Here is a 19,454-nt window from a genome sequence, read left to right on the forward strand (position 1 = left end):
CTTATTTTGAGTTTAAAAGTGAGATCAACTTATTTTTGATGTCTAGTTCTTTCCATAGTATATCTAAATTATTTGAGTTAATTTTTTTGATGTAAGGAAATTCAGTAATTAAGGGGATACCACTAAACTCAAATAGAGTTTTTGGATTATCTAAGTGTTTTTCTCCATTGACTACTAAACCTAAAATCTTAATTTTTCTTCGTTTTAAGGCCTCAATACTAAGCAATGTGTGGTTAAGAGTGCCAAGTGAGCTCTTACATACAAGTATTACAGGAAGATTCCATTGTTTTATTTGATCTATTTGCAAAAAATTGCGTGTTATTGGAACCATTAATCCGCCTGCAGTTTCTACGATTAATGAGCCTTTTACTTTTGGCAATCTCAACATTTTAAAGTCAATAGTTTTTTGATCAATTTCAGCAGCCCAATGTGGAGATAGAGGTTTCGTAAACACATAAGCTTCTTTAATGATTTTCTCTTTCCCTACTTGTGCAAGTTTTTTAACAGTTTGACTATCAGTTTGAGATTCAATACCACTTTGAATAGGCTTCCAATAAAAGGAATTTAATCCTCTAACAAAAAAAGAGCTTATTAAAGTTTTCCCAATATCAGTGTCTGTTCCACAAATTATAAATTTGAAAATATCATCTTTGCTGTTCATAATTTCTTTATGATTTGAATCTCAATTTGCCATGAAAGGTTCACTGTATTATTGTAATTCTTTGGCCAAAACTTTTGAATTTCTCTAAACTCTTTCACTGTTTTGCATTTACAAATCGTTGATTGTGCTCCTACATTTTTAATACTTCTAAAAAGCTTATATACATCTTCAAAATTTTCAAGATAATGAAACTTTTCTGAATAATGTATTTCAGTTGATTTGAAATCTTTTAATAATTCTCTAGAGCAAAGAAAATTAAGGCCACTATATTCAATATCAATTTTTCTACAAGTATCTTTCCATTCAGGAAAAGAATTTTTTGTTGGATATGCAATGATTAAAAAACCTCCAGGTAGTAATTTACTAAACCAATTTTTTATTATCTTTTCTGGGTTGTTTAACCAATGTATGCAAAAGTTAGATGTTAATAGAGAACAGTTATTGATTTCAGGAGGTAAATCATTATTCAAATCCCATAAAATTTTTTTACTAGATAATTTATTCTCAAGAAGCATTTCTTTGCTGAAATCAATTCTGGATACTTTTTGGGGAGAAAAACTTTTTTCTATTTCATCAGCCAACAGTCCTGGACCTGATCCAAGATCTATCCATTCACCCTTTTTTTGAGGATCTAATTCTTTCATAAATTGAACAATCTTTTCTGCAAAAAACTTCTGAATATTTGAATACTGTAAATACCGATTTGCAGCATCATTGAAATTATTTTTGATTTTCTCATTCCACTGTTTAGGATTCACTTTAATCATTGAATGTATCAAGTAAGATCTCGTATAAATTTAAATTGTTCATGCAATGACCTTGTTGAGTTAGTTTAATTAGAATTGGGCTCCTATCAAGAGTTCTATTTAAGGACTCTAAAAAGTCATTATTTGATTCTTTGTCAAGAATCAAATCATTTTCTGATCTTATAAAAATAATTTTGCAATCTTTTTTTAAAAAAACTGGGAACTCTCTATTCATGTAAAGTTGTTTTAAATCACTTAAAAGAAGAGTTTTATTTAAACTCTCTATACTTTTATAAAAGATATTTTTAAAACTATTATTTATATCATTTGGCATAAATGATCTATATATAAATTCTTTCAACATATCCTTATGTTCATTTTGTGTGATTTTCATTTCCATTCTTTTTAGAGACCTCAAAATAAAGTTTCTTTTGTTACTTACAGGCAGAAAATTATTAAAAGAATTTATAAGAACAATATGAGTTGCTTCTTTTAAAATTTTTTTTTGCATTAAATGAAAACCATATGAATGGCATAAAGTCATTCTGATCTCTTTTTTAGAGTCGCTTCTAATCCATTTTGCTTGACAATGATTTGTCGAAAAATAGCCTCTATCATTATCTTGCCAATGCCAATTATTTTTTAAGAAATCAACTTTAAAATCATCCCAGAAATGTTTATTTAGTCCCCATCCATGTTGAGTAATAATTTGTTTCATTTAAACTCTCTTAATACAGCAATGAAATTCTTTAGCAAATTAAAATCAAAGTTTCTTTTTATTGTTATTCTGATTCTGGATTGCCCAACTGGAACAGTTGGAGGTCTTATCGCAATTGCTAAAAACCCATTTTTTTCGAGATATTTTTGTAGATAAATTGTCTTTTCTTCTTGGCCAACAATAATTGATAAAATGTGAGAATCGCCTTGAACTGGAAAACTAACATTTTTAATAATTTCATCTTTCCATATCTTCGCAGAAGATAACAAATCATTACCCCATTCTTTATTTTCTAAAATTTTTTTCAAACCTTTTAATGCCCCAGCAGCTAAAGATGGAGCAAGCGCGGTTGTGTACCTAAAAGCACCACTTGTTTGGATAAGATATTCAGCAACTTCTGAATTGGAAGCTATGAAAGCTCCACCACTTCCAAATGCTTTTCCAAAAGTTCCAGTAATCATAGTTATATCCGAACGGCAATTAAAACTTAAACCCCTGCCTTCAGGACCCAAGATCCCGATTGCATGAGCTTCGTCAACTAATAATTGAACACTATTTTTTTTGCAAATATCTGTTATTTCTCTGAGCGGAGCCATTGATCCTTCCATGCTATAAAGAGATTCAACAACAACTAAAATAGAATTTTTTGTAGGATTAGATTTAACAATTTTATCTTCTAAATCTTTTATATTATTGTGTGCAAATCTAACCAATTTTGCTTGAGCAGCTTTAACTCCAACTAATAGAGAGTTATGGATCAATTTATCTGCTATTACGATACTATTTCTGTTTGCTAAAGCCTGAATAGCGGCTATATTTGCTTGAAATCCGCTAGGGAAAAGTAATACTTTTTGTTGACCAAGCCACTCGGCAAGTTCTGTCTCTAATAATTTATGTATTGGTCTTGAACCTGTAATAAACCTAGAGCTTCCTGAACCAATTCCTTCTAATAAACTTATTTCGTAAGCAGCTTTTATTAAATCCTTATCTCTACTCAATCCAAAATAATCATTACTGCATAAGTCTATGAGTTTTTTATTATGCGAATTCGAATTTAGTAGTTCGAATGGTTTTTTACCTAAAGAAAATGTTTTTAATTTACGGATTCTATTTTTTGGGATTTTTATTTTTTTCATTTTGGCAAAATAAAATATATTAGATTTAATTAAAAAGATTTAGATTTACCATTTAAGTTTGCAAGGTATTTTTTGTTTATTAATATCTATATAGATCATATATTAAGAAGTTAACTCATCATCTCTTCAATCACAATTATTGCTTAGTTTAGAGGAATATTTCCCCTTTCCGCTAGATGATTTTCAATTAGAGGCAATACAAGCTATTAATAGCGGAAATTCTGTTGTTTTAACGGCACCAACAGGTTCGGGTAAAACATTGATAGGTGAATTTGCTATTTATAGAGGTTTATCTCATGACAGCAGAGTTTTTTATACAACACCTTTAAAGGCCCTATCAAACCAAAAGTTTAGAGATTTTGCTAATCAATATGGTGAGGATAAAGTTGGTCTTTTAACTGGCGATATAAGTATAAATAGAGAAGCGCCAATCTTAGTAATGACTACTGAGATTTTTAGAAACATGCTTTATGGCGAATTTGATGAATTTGAAGATCCCTTAGAAAATTTAGAATCTGTAATTCTTGATGAATGTCATTACATGAATGACCCCCAAAGAGGAACAGTTTGGGAGGAAACAGTAATCCATTGCCCTTCTAGAACTCAAATAATAGCTTTATCAGCAACAATAGCTAATGCAGATCAATTACAAAATTGGATAGAAAAAGTTCATGGACCTACAATACTAATTAATAGTGACAAGAGACCAGTCCCACTTGATTTTATTTTTTGTAGTGTTAAAGGGTTCCATCCACTTTTAAATAATAAGGGTAATGGAATTCATCCAAACTGTAAGATTTGGAGAGCACCTAAAGGGCAGAAAAAGAGAGGAAAAGTGGGAAGGATAATACAACCAAAGTCTCCTTCAATTTGCTTTGTTATCTCGAAACTAGCTGAACGAAATATGTTACCAGCTATTTACTTTATTTTTAGTAGAAGAGGCTGTGACAAGGCTATTGAGAATATAAAAGATTTAACTTTAGTTAGTTATTCAGAAGCAAATATGATAGCCCAAAAATTAGATGTTTATCTTAAAAATAATCAAGAGGCAATTAAAGATAAATCTCAATACGAGGCATTAAAACGCGGTATCGCATCTCATCATGCTGGATTATTGCCTGCATGGAAAGAATTGGTTGAGGAATTATTTCAGCAAGGTTTGATAAAAGTAGTTTTTGCAACTGAAACTTTAGCTGCAGGAATTAATATGCCCGCAAGAACCACTGTTATTTCTTCTTTATCAAAAAGGACAGATGATGGGCATAGATTACTATTTAGCAGTGAATTTTTGCAAATGTCAGGAAGAGCTGGAAGAAGAGGAAAAGACACCCAAGGATATGTTGTTACATTACAAACAAGATTTGAAGGTGCCAAAGAAGCAAGTGCACTGGCTATTAGTAAACCAAATTCTTTAGAGAGTCAATTCACACCTAGCTATGGAATGGTACTTAATCTTTTGCAAAGTTATACTTTAGAGAAGTCTAAAGAATTAATTAAAAGAAGTTTTGGTAGTTTTTTATATTTAGGTGAATCCTCAGGTGAGAATGTAATTCTTGAAAATTTAGATAAGGATTTAATTGAATTAAAAAAAATTACAGCTAACGTTTCATGGAAAGATTTTGATGCCTATGAAAAGTTAAAAAATCGTCTTAAAGAAGAGAGAAGACTCTTTAAAATTTTAGAAAAACAAGCTGCAGAAAAATTATCAGAAGAGATCACTAATGCACTCCCATATATTAGAGATGGAAGCTTGATTTCAATAAAAGCTCCTCAAATTAAAAGAAAAATTATGCCAGGATTAATTTGTAAGAAAATATATGAATCCCAAAAAATTAAGAGTTTATTATGTTTGACAATTGATAATTTATTTATTCTTATAAAACCCTCATTCATAGTAAGTATTTTTAATGATTTGGATACAATTGATGTTTTAGGAATTGAAGTGCCAAAGATGTATTTTTCTGGGGAGGTTGTTAGGGGAGATGATATATCGCAGTGCTTTGCAGATGAAATTCTAGAAGTTTCTAAAAAAAATGATTTACAAACTCCACAATATGATCTGACAAAGGAAGTTTTGGCACAACAGCAACAAATTAATAATTTAGAAGAAACAGTCACTAATCACCCCGCACATAGATTTGGGGACTCTAGGAAATTAAAGAAATATAGAAAAAGAATTTTTGATGTTGAGCAAGAAATAAATGTGAGAAAAAAAATTCTTGAGGATAAAGAAAATCATAACTGGAGAACTTTTACCGATTTGATTAAAATTTTGAACCACTTTGGTTGTTTAAATGATTTGGAATTGACAGAAGTTGGACAAACAGTTGGTGCAATAAGAAGTGAAAATGAATTATGGATTGGTCTTGTTTTAGTAAGTGGTTATTTGGATGATTTAGATCCTCCTGATTTAGCTGCAATTATTCAAGCTATATGCGCTGATGTAAGGAGGCCAAATATTTGGTGTAATTTCAAGCCTTCTTTAAAGGTATTAGATGTTTTTAATGAATTAGATGGTTTAAGAAAATTAGTCGTTTCTCAACAAAATAAGTTTAATATTGAAATTCCTATCTATTTAGAAACAGAGTTGACTGGAATTATTTCTGAATGGGCAAGGGGAAAAAAATGGAAAGATTTGGTCTTTAATACTTCATTAGATGAAGGTGATGTAGTGAGGATTATTAGAAGATCAATTGATGTACTTTCTCAAGTGCAATACTGTATTGGTGTTAGTAATAAATTAAAAAGCAAAGCAAAGCTAGCCTTAAAAGCTATTAATCGTTTTCCTGTTTCTGAGACTAATGATTTTATAAAAGTTTCTGAAGATATTAATCCTGCAACAAAAAGAATTGACAATAATTCTTAAATGTTTTGATCAAATCATTGAATTAATATTCATTGCTTTATCAAATTCATCTTCGTTTAAATAACCTAATTTAAGTGTTGCCTCTCTCAAATTTAATGATTCTTTGAAAGCAAGGTTTGCAATTTCAGCTGCTTTTTCATAACCAATTTTTGGCACTATGGCTGTAACTAACATTAGTGAATTTTCTAAATTTGACTTCATTTTCTTTTGATTAGGTTTCATCCCATCAACTAATTTTATTCTGAAGTTTTCTATTGCATTTTTAAGTAATTTTAAACTTGTAAGAATATTAAATCCAATAAGAGGCTTATATTCATTCATCTGTAAAGTGCCGCTAGAATTTGCCATTGAAACTGCATATTCAAGACCCATTATCTGAGTGCAAACCATTGATAATGCTTCGCATTGAGTCGGATTCACTTTACCCGGCATGATAGAACTTCCAGGTTCATTTTGAGGGATAATTAATTCATATATTCCTGATCTTGGACCAGAAGATAGAATTTTTATATCATTTGAAATTTTAAATAATGCACCTGCTAATATTTTTATCTGACTCATTACTTGAGCGAGACGATCATGCGAAGCCATGATAGAAAAATTATTTTTTGATTTATAGAACATTAGATTAGTATCAGCAGAAATTGATTTTATAGACTCTTCACAAAATCCTCTTGGACAATTAATCCCTGTACCAACAGCAGTTCCTCCAAGAGGTAAGAAATACAACTCATTTAGACTAATAATAATTGCATTTTCAGCATCTTTAATTTGCTCTGACCACCCTGCTATTTCTTGCCCAAAAGTAAGGGGCACTGCATCTTGAAAATGGGTTCTTCCTATCTTTATAAGGTCTTTACATTCTTCACTTTTTTTATCAAGGATCTTTGTAAGTTCTCTTATTGTTGGAACAAAATTTTTGATTATTTCATTAACAACAGATATTTGAATAGCAGCAGGAAAAGTATCATTAGTTGACTGAGATTTATTAACATCATCATTCGGATGAATTGGTTGATGGCTACCAAGCTCTGAATTTGTTTTTAATGCTGCAATATTTGAAATTACCTCATTAACATTCATATTTGTTTGTGTACCACTACCTGTTTGCCAAACCTTCAAGGGAAACTGTGAATCATGAAGCCCATCAAGTATCTCTGTACAAGCCTCCACAATTAAATCTTTTTTTCTTTTTTCTATTAAACCTAAATTGAAATTTGCAATTGAAGCAGCTTTTTTTATTAAGGTGAGTGAATAAATTAACTCAATTGGAATTAATTCTTCTCCAATAGAAAAATTTATTATCGATCTTTGTGTTTGAGCACCCCACAAAGCTTTGATGGGAACCTCTATTGTCCCCATACTATCTTTTTCAATCCTAAAGTTTTTTGTCATTATTCCTCTGAAAACACTGGTTTAACCTAGATAAGGTTTTCAGTAATCCTAGATACCTAACTTCTCCCATATTACACTTAAATTCTTGAGATGAATTGAAGGATTGAAACATTCTTCTAAGTCACTTTGATCAATAAAATCCATTATTTCATTATCTCTCTCTATATTTTGTTTGAAATTCCCATTCTGAGTGTTCCAGGCTTGATGCGCATTTTTTTGTACTAAGCTATAAGCCTTTTCTCTAGACAAGCCCTTTTCTACAAGCAAAAGTAAAACTTTCTGACTAAAGATTACACCACCATATATATTTAAATTTCTGAGCATATTTTTTGGATAAACTTCCAAATTGCTCACTATATCTTTCATTTCCCTGAGCATAAAATGCAAACAGATTGATACGTCAGGTAACATGATACGTTCATTTGAACTATGGCTGATATCTCTTTCGTGCCAAAGCGGAACATTTTCCAGTGCAGTTAAGACGTGACTCCTCAAAATTCTTGCTAAACCACTTACTCTTTCACTTCGAATGGGATTTCTTTTATGAGGCATGGCAGAACTTCCTTTTTGCCCTTTTGTAAAGCCCTCCTCAACTTCTAAAACATCAGTTCTTTGTAAATTTCTTATTTCAGTTGCGAATCTGTCTAGAGAAGCGCCAACTAGTGCAATAGTTTGCACATATTCTGCATGTCTGTCTCTTGATATAACCTGCGTACTTGCTGTATCTGGTTTTAAGCCGAGTAAATCACAAGTTATTTGTTCTACTTTGGGATTAGTATTAGCGTAAGTTCCCATTGCACCACTTATTTGTCCAATTGCTACAGATTCTCTCAGTGTTAACAATCTTTTTTTGTTCCTTATTATTTCTGCTAACCATCCAGCAAGTTTAAAACCGAAGGAAATTGGCTCCCCATGAATAGCATGAGATCTGCCAATCATTAATGTATTTTTATGCTTCCTTGCTAATAATCTGACTTCATTTTCTAGGTTCTTAATTTCTTCTAATAACAATTCGCAAGAATCTTTTAACTGAAGAGATAAGCCAGTATCAAGTACATCACTACTGGTCATGCCAACATGTATATATCTTCCAGAATCTCCTACAAATTCATTAACGCTTGTAAGAAATGCTATGACATCATGTTTAACTTCCTTCTCAATTTCTGTAATTCTAGATTCATCAAACTTTGCATTTGAACGTATCTCTTTCATGGCATTCTCAGGAATTTTCCCGAGGGAAAAATTTGCTTCACATGCAGCTATTTCAACCTTAAGCCAACTTTGGAATTTTGCGCTTTCAGTCCAGATTTTCCCCATTTCGGGTAATGTGTAACGTTCGATCACAATTTTTATTAATTATCAATTTAAACTTTATAACCAAAATCGAATTATTGCCCTATACCTTAAAGATGTACTTGCCATTGAACATATTTGCCTTTTTATTATTTTCTTATGTAACATTTTTATAGCTAATAAAGAAAGCTTGAATATAAAAAAAGTTTGCATTTATTCTTCTTGTTAATAATGGGTAATTTTTTAGTTCTAATTTAAAATTGGAAGGTATTAAATAATTTGGATCTTAATCTTGTAGAAGTTCATTATTCAGTCTTTTTTATTGATTAATAGATGATTAAAAAAAGTAGATTAGACCTTTATCTTCTAAATAAAGGTTTATGTGAAACTCGTCAAAAAGCCCAAGGTTTAATTCTTGCGGGCAAGGTTAGAGATATTAATGGAAAAGTATTAGATAAGCCTGGACAACAAGTATTAATTGGTTCGGAATTTTTTATCGATTCGGGACCTATGTTTGTATCAAGGGGCGGCGAAAAATTATTGGAGGCATTTAAAAAACTTGAAATTAAAGTAAAAGATAAAATATGTATTGACGCAGGAATCTCTACTGGGGGATTCACTGATTGCTTATTGCAACAAGGAGCAAAGTTAGTTTATGGGATAGATGTAGGTTATGGACAGACTGCATGGAAGATTAGAAATAACCCAAAAGTCATACTTTTTGAACGAACTAATATTCGAAATTTAAAACCTAAAGATCTTTTATCTAGAAGTAATGAATTACCGAGTTTTGTTGTTGCTGATTTGTCTTTTATTTCATTAAAGTTGGTTTTTAAATCTATTGGTAATTTATTAGAAGGTAATTGTATTGAGGGAATTTTTTTAATTAAACCCCAATTTGAGGTGGGTAAAGATAAAGTCAGTAAAGGTGGTGTTGTTCGCAATCCCAAATTCCATACTGAGGCGATAGAGTCTGTTATCTATGCTGCTAAGAATTTCCAATGGAATATAAAAAATTTGATAGCTTCCCCATTAGTTGGTCCTGCTGGGAACCATGAATATCTAGCTTGGATGACCTTAGGAAGTCAAGCAAATAAAAGTATTAATTGTGAATATATACAAAATTTAGTAAATGAAACTCTTTGAATTAAAGAGCCTCTTCGTCTTTTTCGCCAGTTCGAATTCTTACAACAGAATCAATTGATGTGATGAATATTTTTCCGTCACCTATTTCTCCAGTTTTTGCTGCTTCAGCAATTGCACCTATCACTGAATTAACTTTTTCATCTTCTACGACAACTTCAACTTTGAGTTTTTGAAGGAATTCAACAGTAAATTCGGATCCTCTATATCTTTCAACTTGTCCTTTTTGCCTTCCAAACCCTCTGACTTCACTAACTGTCATTCCAACAATACCAGAGTTTACTAATGCAATTTTTACATCCTCTAATTTAAATGGACGTATGATTGCCTCAATTTTCTTCATGATTAAAGATTGAATATTATTATTTTAATTGTTTTTTGGGAAAACATCCAACATTGAAATATCAGAAAAACATTTAATATTAAGGCCTGCATTAGTGGCGTCCTCAATCAGTAATTTAGAGTTTTCTTCAGAAATGATTACTGTGCTATTTGATAATGCTTCCCACTGATTATTTTCGAAGTGCGTTTGAAGCCATAACATTCCAACTGCAGTTTTTGGTTGAAGGGATTTATTTGAGTTTTTATCGATAGTTATCAAACAAATGTCCATTATTTTTTATTGAACTAAACACATATAACCCTTTTGACCGACATTATTAATGTTACTATTGCTACAAAAATAAGATTTAACAGCTTTTGTCTTATTCAATTGTAATACTTAAGCTTGTTGTGATTTTTGCAGATTTTGATCTTTTTATATAGGTTTAGTAAATAAGTTCTACTAAAAATGAGTACAGCTAAATTAGATGATTCGACTCAAAGACCACTTTATGGTGAGAGAATTATTGAAGAATCAAAAATAATTTGTTTCGAAAATCCAAATAAGGAAAGAATTTATGAAATTTCTATACAGTTACCTGAATTTACATGTAAGTGCCCCTTTTCTGGTTATCCAGATTTTGCAAAGCTAAATATTATTTATCAACCTAATTTGAAAGTCTATGAGTTGAAATCTTTAAAACTTTATATTAATAATTTTAGAGATATAAAAATATCACATGAGGAAGTTGTTAACAGAATTATGGATGATTTAGTGAATGAGGGCTCACCTCACTGGATACATTTAAATGCTGCGTTCAATCCAAGAGGAAATGTTTCTATGCAGTTAGATATTTTTAGTGGAAAGAAAAAAAATTAAAAATTTTTTATTTCTTTTGATAATTTTAAAAATTCTTTTTTAAACCCAACTAGATTTTTATTGCTAAGACCCCCAATGGATAATTTTTGTGATTCTTTATTTACAAGAATCCATAATTGGTTAGTTGGTATAAGACTTACTATCGTACCAAAAATTATTAAAATAAAAGCAAAGTAAATAAATGGTATAGACGGATCATTTTTAATTATTAATCCACTGCTGGGGATTATTTTTTTCAGAGAAACTTTTGAAGAGTTAACTTCTAAAGGATTGTCATTGATATAGAGATTATTCCCAGAAAAATTTTCTGTATTGGAAATTTTGAGTGGGCCATTTTCATTATCTATTGTTAAAAGGAAATTTTTTTTAGTCTCTGATCCTAATTCAACTAGAACTCCCCAAACTTGATTGCCGATTTCGGGAATCTCCTTTAATTGTAATTGATAAAGGATATTATCTATTTCTAAAACAACATTTGATATGGCCCAATCAGCTTGATAAATAGTTAATCCTTTAAACCTAATTGGGTGATTAACTTTGGCGGTTTTTATTTCATTTAAATTTAGATCTTTAGAAGAAAAATTTAAATTTGAAATAAATTGTTTGGGTATACCATCACTTTCTCGTTCTATAGAAAAATCGACTAATTTAACATTGGCTTTTGAGTTTGTGCTCTCATTAACAAGATCCAAACTTTCTCCAGGCAGTAAGTATTGTTCTTTTGATTGACTTGTAAAACTTCCATAAGCTGAACCTATAAGTAAGACTATTAATCCGATATGTACAACTAAAGGACCAATTTTCCCAATTAAACCTTTTCTTGCAGAAATATGACTTTTAAATTTATATGTTTTCCATCCTCTTTTTTTAAGTAATAAGTCTACTTTTGATATTTGGTCTGCATCTTGATTGATTGAGTGACTTGAAGTTAATTGCAGTCTGCTAAATTTTTGTTCACTCTTGTATTCAATCCATTTTAATGAAGCTTTTAATGAAGGGATTTGCCTCCTGAAACTACAAGCTGCGAGGGAAATGCAAAGAAGAATTAATGTAAATAAAAACCAAAAGCTTGTATATACATGATCCAATTGAAGTTTTAAGATTGTTTCTCCATCTAAAAATCCATAAATGGGAGTACTATCAAAATTATCAATGTAGTATTTACTATTACTACCTTGAGGTATAAAAGTACCTATGCCACTTGTAAAAGCTATAAAGATTATCAGTGCTATGGCAAATCTTAAACTTGATATTTTTAAAATCAAACTCTTAAGAATACTCATTTAAATCCAATTTGAAAATAAATTTAATAACCCTAGGGAAACTAAAAATATCCCACTTAAGGTGGGTATTATTTGACTATATTTTCTAAGCTCTAAAAATTTTTTTAAGTTTTCTGCAGTAGCTCCTGCAACAATTAATGGAGTTACTTGGCCTACACCAAAGAAGAATAAAAAAATAACAGAGATTGTTGGATTTTTAGCTTGCGATACCCAAGCAAGGAGAGTAGCCAAAACTGGAGTAATGCAAGGTGAAGATGCTAAACCAAAAGTAGTTCCTATCGCAAAAGGTGCTAGAGGTAATGGTATTTTATCTTCAATTATTTTTAGATCAGGTCCGTTCGGAAACTGCAACTTTAGAATTCCTAATAAATTTAAACCCATTATTATTGCTATAAGGGCAACAAATGAAGTGTAATAAGATGGAATTTGCCCGTATATTTTGCCTAAGAATCCACTTGCAGCCCCAAGCGCAACAAGAGAAAAAACGACTCCTCCTGAAAAACTAATAAGTTTAAATCTATTCTTCTCTGTTCCTCCTATATAAGCAATTGTGATTGGAAGTAATGATAATGAGCATGGCCCAAGACTTGTTAAAAGCCCTGCGCTGAAAACTAAAAATATAGTAAATGGACCAGGACTATTAAGACCATTCTGCATTAGCAGATTACCCTTTTGAGATAATTCTGAAATAACTAGGTTAAATGATTCGATAGCTTAATTTAAATCAATTAAATTCTAACTAATTAAGTGATTTTCGTGTACCAATAATTCCTATGAATCCTGTTGATTCTAATGAACATCTCAGTAACATCCCTGCAATAAAAAAGGAGGCGATTAATGAATTACCGCCATAACTAACGAAGGGTAGTGGCAAGCCTGTAGTGGGCATTGAACCTGTTGCTACAGCAATATGCATTATTGATTGACCTGTCAACAATACACCACATCCTATAGCAACTAATTTTGTATAGTTGTTCCTGCACTTAAGACTAATTCTTAGACTTATATAAGAGAAAACCGCTAAAAATCCTAAGAATAAAGTACACCCCAACAAACCAAATTCTTCCGCAAAAATGGCAAAAATAAAATCTGTATACATAAATGGTAAGTACTGCAATTTTTGTATAGAAAGTCCAAAACCTTGGCCAAATAGACCACCTGAACCTATAGCTAATAAACTTTGAACCAATTGAAATCCACTTTCCTGTTGATCTCTCCAAGGATTAATAAATGAACTAACTCTAAGTTTTTGATATTCGTTATTTAGAATACTAATACAACCAGTGATGAATCCTAATGATGCAAATGAAGAAAGAGAGCTGAGTTTTATGCCTCCACATAAACCCATTACCCAAAAAAGAATTCCAGTTAATGATGCAGTACTTAAATTAGGTTGCTTTAGTATTAATAAAATTAATAAACCAAAGGAGAATATTGAAATTAATTTTTTATCATTTTTTATCAGATTCCAATGAGCAAAAAGGTTAGAAGCTTCGAGAATCAGAAAAGGTTTTATTAATTCAGATGGTTGCAGATTTAAATTCCCTAGTACTAGCCATCTTGAAGAGCCATTTACCGTAATTCCAGTAATATTGGTTAGAAAAATCAAAAAAAATAAAATATAAAAAATAATTTTTGAAAACTTTAAAAGATTTCTAATGTTCGTATTAAGAACGAAAACAAATAGACCAATGCCTGGAATTGTCCAAATAATCTGTTTTTTTAAAAAATAAGCCCAATTTCCCATTTCTCTACTGGCTACCCACCAACTTGACGATCCTAGAATGCATATTCCTAATATTGACCAAATTCCAACGAGGATAATAAGGATTTTTGCCTCATAAGGCCATATTGTCCAAGGCAAAGGAATAATTGATTCTATAAGGTTGCTTTCATTATTTTTTTTACAAGGAATATGGTTTTTTTTTCTTTTAGAAATTCTTTTATATTTTATTTTTTCTTGACTTATCTCCAATTTTTTTAGATGAATATGTACTATTGAGACGTTTAATTGAGATTTTGCCAAGTCTTTTATTAACGTTTTAAAGTCTTAAAGCAATTAAAAAGATGATTTTTCATGAATTTTATTCTTGAAAAATGAAGTAAAAATTGGTCTATAGATTCATAATAAATCTTAAGAATTAATTTTTTATACAAAAAAACTAGCAAAAAGTCCCCTCCCCGTGATAGATTCCGTGAGTTTATATACTTATTTCAAACCATTCAGAGAGGATTTCTAAACTATGTTCACATCAGTGGACTCAAATAGAAAAAAACTTGAGCATCCTCCTTATGAGAATGTTCAATTACCTCAATCCTTGCATAATAAGATCATCAAAGAAAGTAAATCTGGTATTGCAAATCAAATAGTTAATTTGCTTTCTCAAAATGATGAATACACAAAATTGCAATTAACAATTTTTGGAATTACTTTTATTGTTTCTATTTTATTAGCATCAATAACAGGAATTTTTCTAGGATTCACTTTTGGTTTAAGTATTTTTATAGGTGCAATTGCCGGAATTTTTTACCTACGTTTGCTTGCCAAAAGTATAGGAAAACTTGGTAAAGAATCATCAGGTGTATCAAAATTGCAACTATTAGTTCCAGTTTGCCTCTTTATTTTTGCAAGCAAGCTAGGATATTTGGATATTTTTCCTGCAATGATAGGTTTTTTCATTTATAAGCCTTCACTCATTCTCTATTTTTCACGTTCTTAAGTAAATTTTTTTATTCAAAACAAATGTTTTTTAATTCCTTGCTAACAAATTTTGCAGCATTAGAAGTTGGTCAACATCTTTATTGGCAAATTGGAAATATCAGACTTCATGGGCAGGTATTTTTAACATCTTGGATTTTATTAGGAGCTTTATTAGTTTTTATTTCTTTAGGAACTAAAAAAATGGAAAATGATCCTAAAGGTCTTCAAAACTTGCTTGAGTTTCTCTGGGATTACATAAGAGATCTTGCTAGGACGCAAATAGGTGAGAAAGTTTATAGAGATTGGATGCCATTTATAGGTACTTTATTTTTATTCGTTTTTGTTAGTAATTGGGGAGGAGCTTTAATTCCTTGGAGATTGATTAAGTTACCAAGTGGAGAATTAGGAGCACCTACTGCAGATATCAATACAACTATAGCTTTAGCTTTATTGGTTTCACTCTCTTATTTCTATGCAGGTTTAAGCAATAAGGGTTGGAGATACTTCGAATACTATGTTCACCCAACTCCGATTATGCTTCCTTTCAAAATTCTAGAGGACTTTACGAAACCTTTATCACTCTCTTTCAGGCTATTTGGAAATATTTTGGCTGATGAACTTGTTGTGGGTGTTTTAGTTTTCTTAGTTCCGCTAATTCTCCCAATACCAGTTATGTTCCTAGGATTATTTACTAGTGCAATTCAGGCATTGATTTTCGCAACTTTAGCGGCCTACTACATTGGAGAAGCTGTTGAAGAACATCATTAGCTGTCTTCTAATACATTCAGACGCTTTTACAAAAGGTCTGTAATCTGGCAAAATATCTAATCGCGTAGGTCTGAAAATATCAGACCCATTCTTAAAAGAAAGGATGTCCAAGCGTGTATGACAACAAAGATTATCACAAGTATTAAGCTCTTTATTTCAAAATTATGGATTCGATTACTTCCGCTGCATCAGTTGTAGCTGCTGGTTTAGCAGTTGGTCTAGGTGCTATTGGCCCAGGTCTTGGACAAGGTAACGCAGCTCAAGGTGCTGTTGAGGGTATTGCCCGTCAACCAGAAGCTGAAGGTAAAATCAGAGGAACTCTTCTTTTATCTTTCGCTTTCATGGAGTCATTAACAATTTACGGATTAGTTGTGGCTTTGGTTCTACTTTTTGCGAATCCTTTTTCCTAAAAGTTGATATTGCTTCTAATTCCTTATTAGCAATATTTAAATTTATTTTTTTAACTTCAACTGAATCATATGTTGGCCTTTAATTTTTTTGGTGCTACAGAGGGTGGATTATTTGATATAAATGCCACTTTGCCACTAATGGCGATACAAGTAGTCGCGCTTACTTACATATTAAATTCTCTCTTTTTTAAGCCTGTTGGCAATGTTGTAGAAAAAAGAGAAAAATTCGTAAGTAATAATATTATTGAGGCCAAAAATAAACTTTCTGAGGTTAAAAAATTAGAAGCTGATTTATTAACTCAGCTTCAAAGTGCTCGTACAGAAGCTCAAAGAATTGTGAGCGAAGCTGAGAATGAGTCTGACAAGCTTTATAAAGAAGCACTAGAACTTGCTAACAATGAAGCAAATGCTTCAAAAGAAAAAGCAAGACTAGAAATTGAAAGTCAGACTTCTGCTGCTCGTGATCAACTTTCTAAACAGGCTGATGATCTAAGCGAACTTATTGTTAATAGATTGATTCTAGAAAAATGAATTTAACTCTTTTAGCTACAGAAGGTTTTGGATTGAACTTTAATTTATTCGAAACTAATATCCTAAATTGGGCTGTAGTTGTTTTCGGTCTTTATAAATTTTTGCCTGGTTTCCTAGGTAAAATGCTTCAAAAAAGGAGAGAAGGAATCCTTCTTGAATTAAAAGATGCTGAAGATCGGCTCCTAAATGCAACCCAGGCTTTAGAAAAGGCGAAGAAAGATTTATCTTCAGCAGAAGAAAAAGCTTCGCAAATAAAAGTAGATTCCCTTAAAAGATCTGAATCAATCAGAATGGAAAGTGAAAAAAAAGCGATAGAGGAGATGGCGCGTATTAAACAAAGTGCAATCTCTGATGAGAGCTCTGAAGCATCCAGAGCAATTTCTCAACTTCGAAAAGAAGCTGTTGAACAGGCTATTAAAAAAGCTTTAGATTCTCTCCCAAATCGACTTGATAAAACAACACAAGAAAATTTGGTAACTCAATCAATTAACAATATTGAGGTGAACTAATGCCACTTTTGAATTCAGTTACTACACCATATGCAGAGGCATTACTTCAAGTTGTGAATGAAAATTCGCAAACTGAAGAGATGGTTTCTGAGGTTAAACAACTCTTGGAATTAATAAATGATTCCCCTGAATTAGAGAAGGCACTATCATCTCCCATTTTAGAGACAGATGCTAAGAAGAAAATCATTATTGAAATTTTTTCAAATAAGGTTAATTCTTCTCTACTGAATTTCTTAAAATTATTAGCCGATAGGCAAAGAATTGGAATTATTACTTCAATTCTTGATAGGTTTTTAGAGATTTACCGAGAAAATAGTAATATTGCTTTGGCAACTGTTACTTCTGCAGTCGAGCTTACTGATGAACAGAAAGGTTTAATTACCAAAAAGATCATCAAAATTGCTGGAACAGAAAAATTAGAACTTGTAACTAAAATCGACCCATCTCTTATTGGTGGTTTCGTCGCCAGTGTAGGATCAAAAGTAATTGATGCTTCCCTTGCTTCACAAATAAGAAAACTTGGCTTATCCCTTTCCAAGTAACTTTTAAATCAACCTTAAATTCTTAAATCCATGGTATCTATACGCCCTGATGAAATCAGTTCAATCTTAAAACAACAAATAACTGATTACGACCAATCTGTAAGTGTAAGCAATGTAGGAACTGTTCTGCAAATCGGTGATGGCATTGCAAGAATATATGGCTTAGATCAGGTCATGGCAGGTGAGTTATTAGAATTTGAGGATGGTACCGAAGGTATAGCTTTAAATCTTGAAGATGATAATGTTGGAGCCGTTTTAATGGGAGAGGCACTTGGTGTCCAAGAAGGAAGTAATGTTAAGTCCACAGGTAAAATCGCGTCTGTTCCAGTTGGTGAAGCAATGCAGGGGAGAGTTGTTAACCCTCTCGGACAACCAATAGATGGGAAAGGAGAAATTCCAACAAGTGATACTAGATTGATAGAAGAAATGGCCCCTGGAATAATTAAGAGAAGATCAGTTCATGAACCAATGCAAACAGGTATCACATCTATTGATGCAATGATTCCTGTTGGAAGAGGTCAAAGAGAATTAATTATTGGTGATAGACAAACTGGAAAATCTGCGATTGCAATTGACACAATAATAAATCAAAAAGGTCAAGACGTAGTTTGCGTTTACGTAGCTATTGGTCAGAAGTCAGCATCAGTAGCAAATATTGTAGAGGTCTTACGAGAGAGAGGAGCCCTAGATTATACAGTCGTAGTAAGTGCAGGAGCTTCAGAACCAGCTGCTTTACAGTACTTAGCACCTTATACCGGTGCAGCAATTGCTGAACATTTTATGTATCAGGGTAAAGCAACACTTGTTATTTATGATGATCTAACAAAACAAGCTCAGGCTTATAGACAAATGTCTCTTCTTTTAAAAAGACCACCAGGAAGAGAGGCTTATCCCGGAGACGTGTTCTATTTACACAGTAGATTACTAGAAAGAGCTGCAAAACTCTCCGATGCCATGGGAGGGGGCTCTATGACAGCTCTCCCAATCATTGAAACTCAGGCAGGGGATGTTTCGGCTTACATCCCAACTAATGTTATTTCAATTACTGATGGACAAATATTCTTGAGTGCAGATTTATTTAACTCAGGATTAAGACCAGCTATTAATGTTGGTATTTCTGTTAGCCGTGTTGGAGGAGCCGCTCAGACAAAAGCAATTAAAAAAATTGCAGGAACTTTAAAATTAGAACTTGCGCAGTTTGATGAACTAGCTGCTTTTTCTCAATTTGCATCTGATCTTGATGAGGCAACTCAGCAACAACTTGAAAGAGGTAAAAGACTAAGAGAGTTATTAAAGCAACCTCAATTTTCTCCGCTAAACCTTGCAGAACAAGTTGCAGTTGTTTATGCAGGAGTTAAAGGTCTTATTGATGAGGTTCCAGTTGAAGATGTTACTAAATTTGCAACTGAACTTAGGGAATACCTAAAGTTAAATAAGGCAGAATTTATAGAAGAGATTCTTAAAGAGAAGAAATTAAATGATGGATTAGAAACGACACTAAAAGAGGTGATAAATGAAGTTAAATCCTCAATGCTTGCCACAGTTTAAATT

At 31.8% G+C, this 19,454-nt stretch carries 21 protein-coding genes; 10 read left to right on the top strand and 11 right to left on the bottom strand.

Going from position 1 to position 19,454, the window contains the following annotated elements:
* Position 1: 1 nt before the first annotated feature.
* Genes bioD through EU95_RS04800 form a run of 4 tightly spaced genes read right to left on the bottom strand, consistent with a single transcriptional unit; the run spans position 2 to position 3,261 of the window.
* Positions 2–661 (bottom strand): dethiobiotin synthase, encoded by a 660-nt coding sequence (gene bioD, locus EU95_RS04815; protein ID WP_032522062.1) that lies wholly within the window; start codon positions 659–661, stop codon positions 2–4.
* Positions 658–1,428, bottom strand: coding sequence for a methyltransferase domain-containing protein (locus EU95_RS04810; RefSeq protein WP_032522064.1), 771 nt, complete (start codon positions 1,426–1,428; stop codon positions 658–660). The genes bioD and EU95_RS04810 overlap by 4 nt, the downstream gene beginning before the upstream one ends.
* Complete coding sequence (locus EU95_RS04805) at positions 1,421–2,125, bottom strand: hypothetical protein (RefSeq protein WP_032522065.1); 705 nt, start codon at positions 2,123–2,125, stop codon at positions 1,421–1,423. Before EU95_RS04805 ends, EU95_RS04810 begins: the two co-directional genes overlap by 8 nt.
* The gene (locus EU95_RS04800) at positions 2,122–3,261 is read right to left on the bottom strand and encodes an aminotransferase class I/II-fold pyridoxal phosphate-dependent enzyme (protein WP_032522066.1); all 1,140 of its coding nucleotides are present in this window, start codon (positions 3,259–3,261) and stop codon (positions 2,122–2,124) included. Before EU95_RS04800 ends, EU95_RS04805 begins: the two co-directional genes overlap by 4 nt.
* 139 nt (positions 3,262–3,400) lie before the next feature.
* Here EU95_RS04800 and EU95_RS04795 point away from each other — a divergent pair, with 139 nt between their 5' ends.
* Entirely contained in the window at positions 3,401–6,127 is a 2,727-nt protein-coding gene (locus EU95_RS04795) for a DEAD/DEAH box helicase (RefSeq protein ID WP_032522067.1), read from the top strand.
* 9 nt (positions 6,128–6,136) lie between these two features.
* Here the strand turns inward: EU95_RS04795 and EU95_RS04790 are convergent, their stop codons facing one another.
* Both EU95_RS04790 and purB read right to left on the bottom strand, forming a co-directional pair.
* Positions 6,137–7,522, bottom strand: coding sequence for a class II fumarate hydratase (locus tag EU95_RS04790; protein WP_032522068.1), 1,386 nt, complete (start codon positions 7,520–7,522; stop codon positions 6,137–6,139).
* 48 nt (positions 7,523–7,570) lie between these two features.
* On the bottom strand, positions 7,571–8,866 hold the full coding sequence (gene purB / locus EU95_RS04785; RefSeq protein ID WP_032522069.1) for an adenylosuccinate lyase: 1,296 nt from the start codon (positions 8,864–8,866) through the stop codon (positions 7,571–7,573).
* A gap of 282 nt (positions 8,867–9,148) precedes the next feature.
* Here purB and EU95_RS04780 point away from each other — a divergent pair, with 282 nt between their 5' ends.
* On the top strand, positions 9,149–9,961 hold the full coding sequence (locus tag EU95_RS04780) for a TlyA family RNA methyltransferase (RefSeq protein WP_032522071.1): 813 nt from the start codon (positions 9,149–9,151) through the stop codon (positions 9,959–9,961).
* Position 9,962: 1 nt separating this feature from the next.
* Here EU95_RS04780 and EU95_RS04775 read toward each other — a convergent pair whose 3' ends face one another.
* Both EU95_RS04775 and EU95_RS04770 read right to left on the bottom strand, forming a co-directional pair.
* Entirely contained in the window at positions 9,963–10,301 is a 339-nt protein-coding gene (locus EU95_RS04775; protein WP_032522072.1) for a P-II family nitrogen regulator, read from the bottom strand.
* 24 nt (positions 10,302–10,325) lie between these two features.
* Positions 10,326–10,571: a hypothetical protein gene (locus EU95_RS04770; RefSeq protein WP_032522073.1), complete on the bottom strand. Its 246-nt coding sequence runs from the start codon at positions 10,569–10,571 to the stop codon at positions 10,326–10,328.
* A gap of 177 nt (positions 10,572–10,748) precedes the next feature.
* Here EU95_RS04770 and queF point away from each other — a divergent pair, with 177 nt between their 5' ends.
* Complete coding sequence (gene queF / locus EU95_RS04765; RefSeq protein ID WP_032522074.1) at positions 10,749–11,159, top strand: preQ(1) synthase; 411 nt, start codon at positions 10,749–10,751, stop codon at positions 11,157–11,159.
* Here queF and EU95_RS04760 read toward each other — a convergent pair.
* The 3 genes from EU95_RS04760 to EU95_RS04750 all read right to left on the bottom strand — a co-directional run bounded on the left by EU95_RS04760 (position 11,156) and on the right by EU95_RS04750 (position 14,417).
* A complete protein-coding gene (locus EU95_RS04760; RefSeq protein WP_032522075.1) occupies positions 11,156–12,442 on the bottom strand; it encodes a cytochrome c biogenesis protein ResB in 1,287 nt (428 codons plus the stop codon). The genes queF and EU95_RS04760 overlap by 4 nt on opposite strands.
* Positions 12,443–13,099, bottom strand: coding sequence for a cytochrome c biogenesis CcdA family protein (locus EU95_RS04755; RefSeq protein ID WP_032522076.1), 657 nt, complete (start codon positions 13,097–13,099; stop codon positions 12,443–12,445).
* A gap of 82 nt (positions 13,100–13,181) precedes the next feature.
* Positions 13,182–14,417: an FtsW/RodA/SpoVE family cell cycle protein gene (locus EU95_RS04750; protein ID WP_032522128.1), complete on the bottom strand. Its 1,236-nt coding sequence runs from the start codon at positions 14,415–14,417 to the stop codon at positions 13,182–13,184.
* A gap of 268 nt (positions 14,418–14,685) precedes the next feature.
* Between EU95_RS04750 and EU95_RS04745 the strand changes: the two genes are divergently transcribed.
* From EU95_RS04745 to atpA, 7 genes are all read left to right on the top strand, one after another.
* The gene (locus tag EU95_RS04745; RefSeq protein ID WP_032522077.1) at positions 14,686–15,162 is read left to right on the top strand and encodes an ATP synthase; all 477 of its coding nucleotides are present in this window, start codon (positions 14,686–14,688) and stop codon (positions 15,160–15,162) included.
* 23 nt (positions 15,163–15,185) lie between these two features.
* On the top strand, positions 15,186–15,911 hold the full coding sequence (gene atpB, locus EU95_RS04740; RefSeq protein WP_011863567.1) for a F0F1 ATP synthase subunit A: 726 nt from the start codon (positions 15,186–15,188) through the stop codon (positions 15,909–15,911).
* Positions 15,912–16,075: 164 nt separating this feature from the next.
* Positions 16,076–16,321, top strand: coding sequence for an ATP synthase F0 subunit C (atpE, locus tag EU95_RS04735; RefSeq protein WP_002805169.1), 246 nt, complete (start codon positions 16,076–16,078; stop codon positions 16,319–16,321).
* 69 nt (positions 16,322–16,390) lie between these two features.
* Positions 16,391–16,852 (top strand): F0F1 ATP synthase subunit B', encoded by a 462-nt coding sequence (locus EU95_RS04730; protein ID WP_011819069.1) that lies wholly within the window; start codon positions 16,391–16,393, stop codon positions 16,850–16,852.
* A complete protein-coding gene (locus EU95_RS04725; RefSeq protein WP_032522079.1) occupies positions 16,849–17,361 on the top strand; it encodes a F0F1 ATP synthase subunit B in 513 nt (170 codons plus the stop codon). Before EU95_RS04730 ends, EU95_RS04725 begins: the two co-directional genes overlap by 4 nt.
* The gene (gene atpH, locus EU95_RS04720) at positions 17,361–17,903 is read left to right on the top strand and encodes an ATP synthase F1 subunit delta (RefSeq protein WP_032522080.1); all 543 of its coding nucleotides are present in this window, start codon (positions 17,361–17,363) and stop codon (positions 17,901–17,903) included. Before EU95_RS04725 ends, atpH begins: the two co-directional genes overlap by 1 nt.
* A gap of 30 nt (positions 17,904–17,933) precedes the next feature.
* Positions 17,934–19,451, top strand: a complete 1,518-nt coding sequence (gene atpA, locus EU95_RS04715) for a F0F1 ATP synthase subunit alpha (RefSeq protein ID WP_032522081.1) — start codon at positions 17,934–17,936, stop codon at positions 19,449–19,451.
* Positions 19,452–19,454 lie beyond the last annotated feature (3 nt).

The organism is Prochlorococcus marinus str. MIT 9201, from assembly GCF_000759955.1.
In the GTDB taxonomy this organism is placed as follows: domain Bacteria; phylum Cyanobacteriota; class Cyanobacteriia; order PCC-6307; family Cyanobiaceae; genus Prochlorococcus_A; species Prochlorococcus_A marinus_G.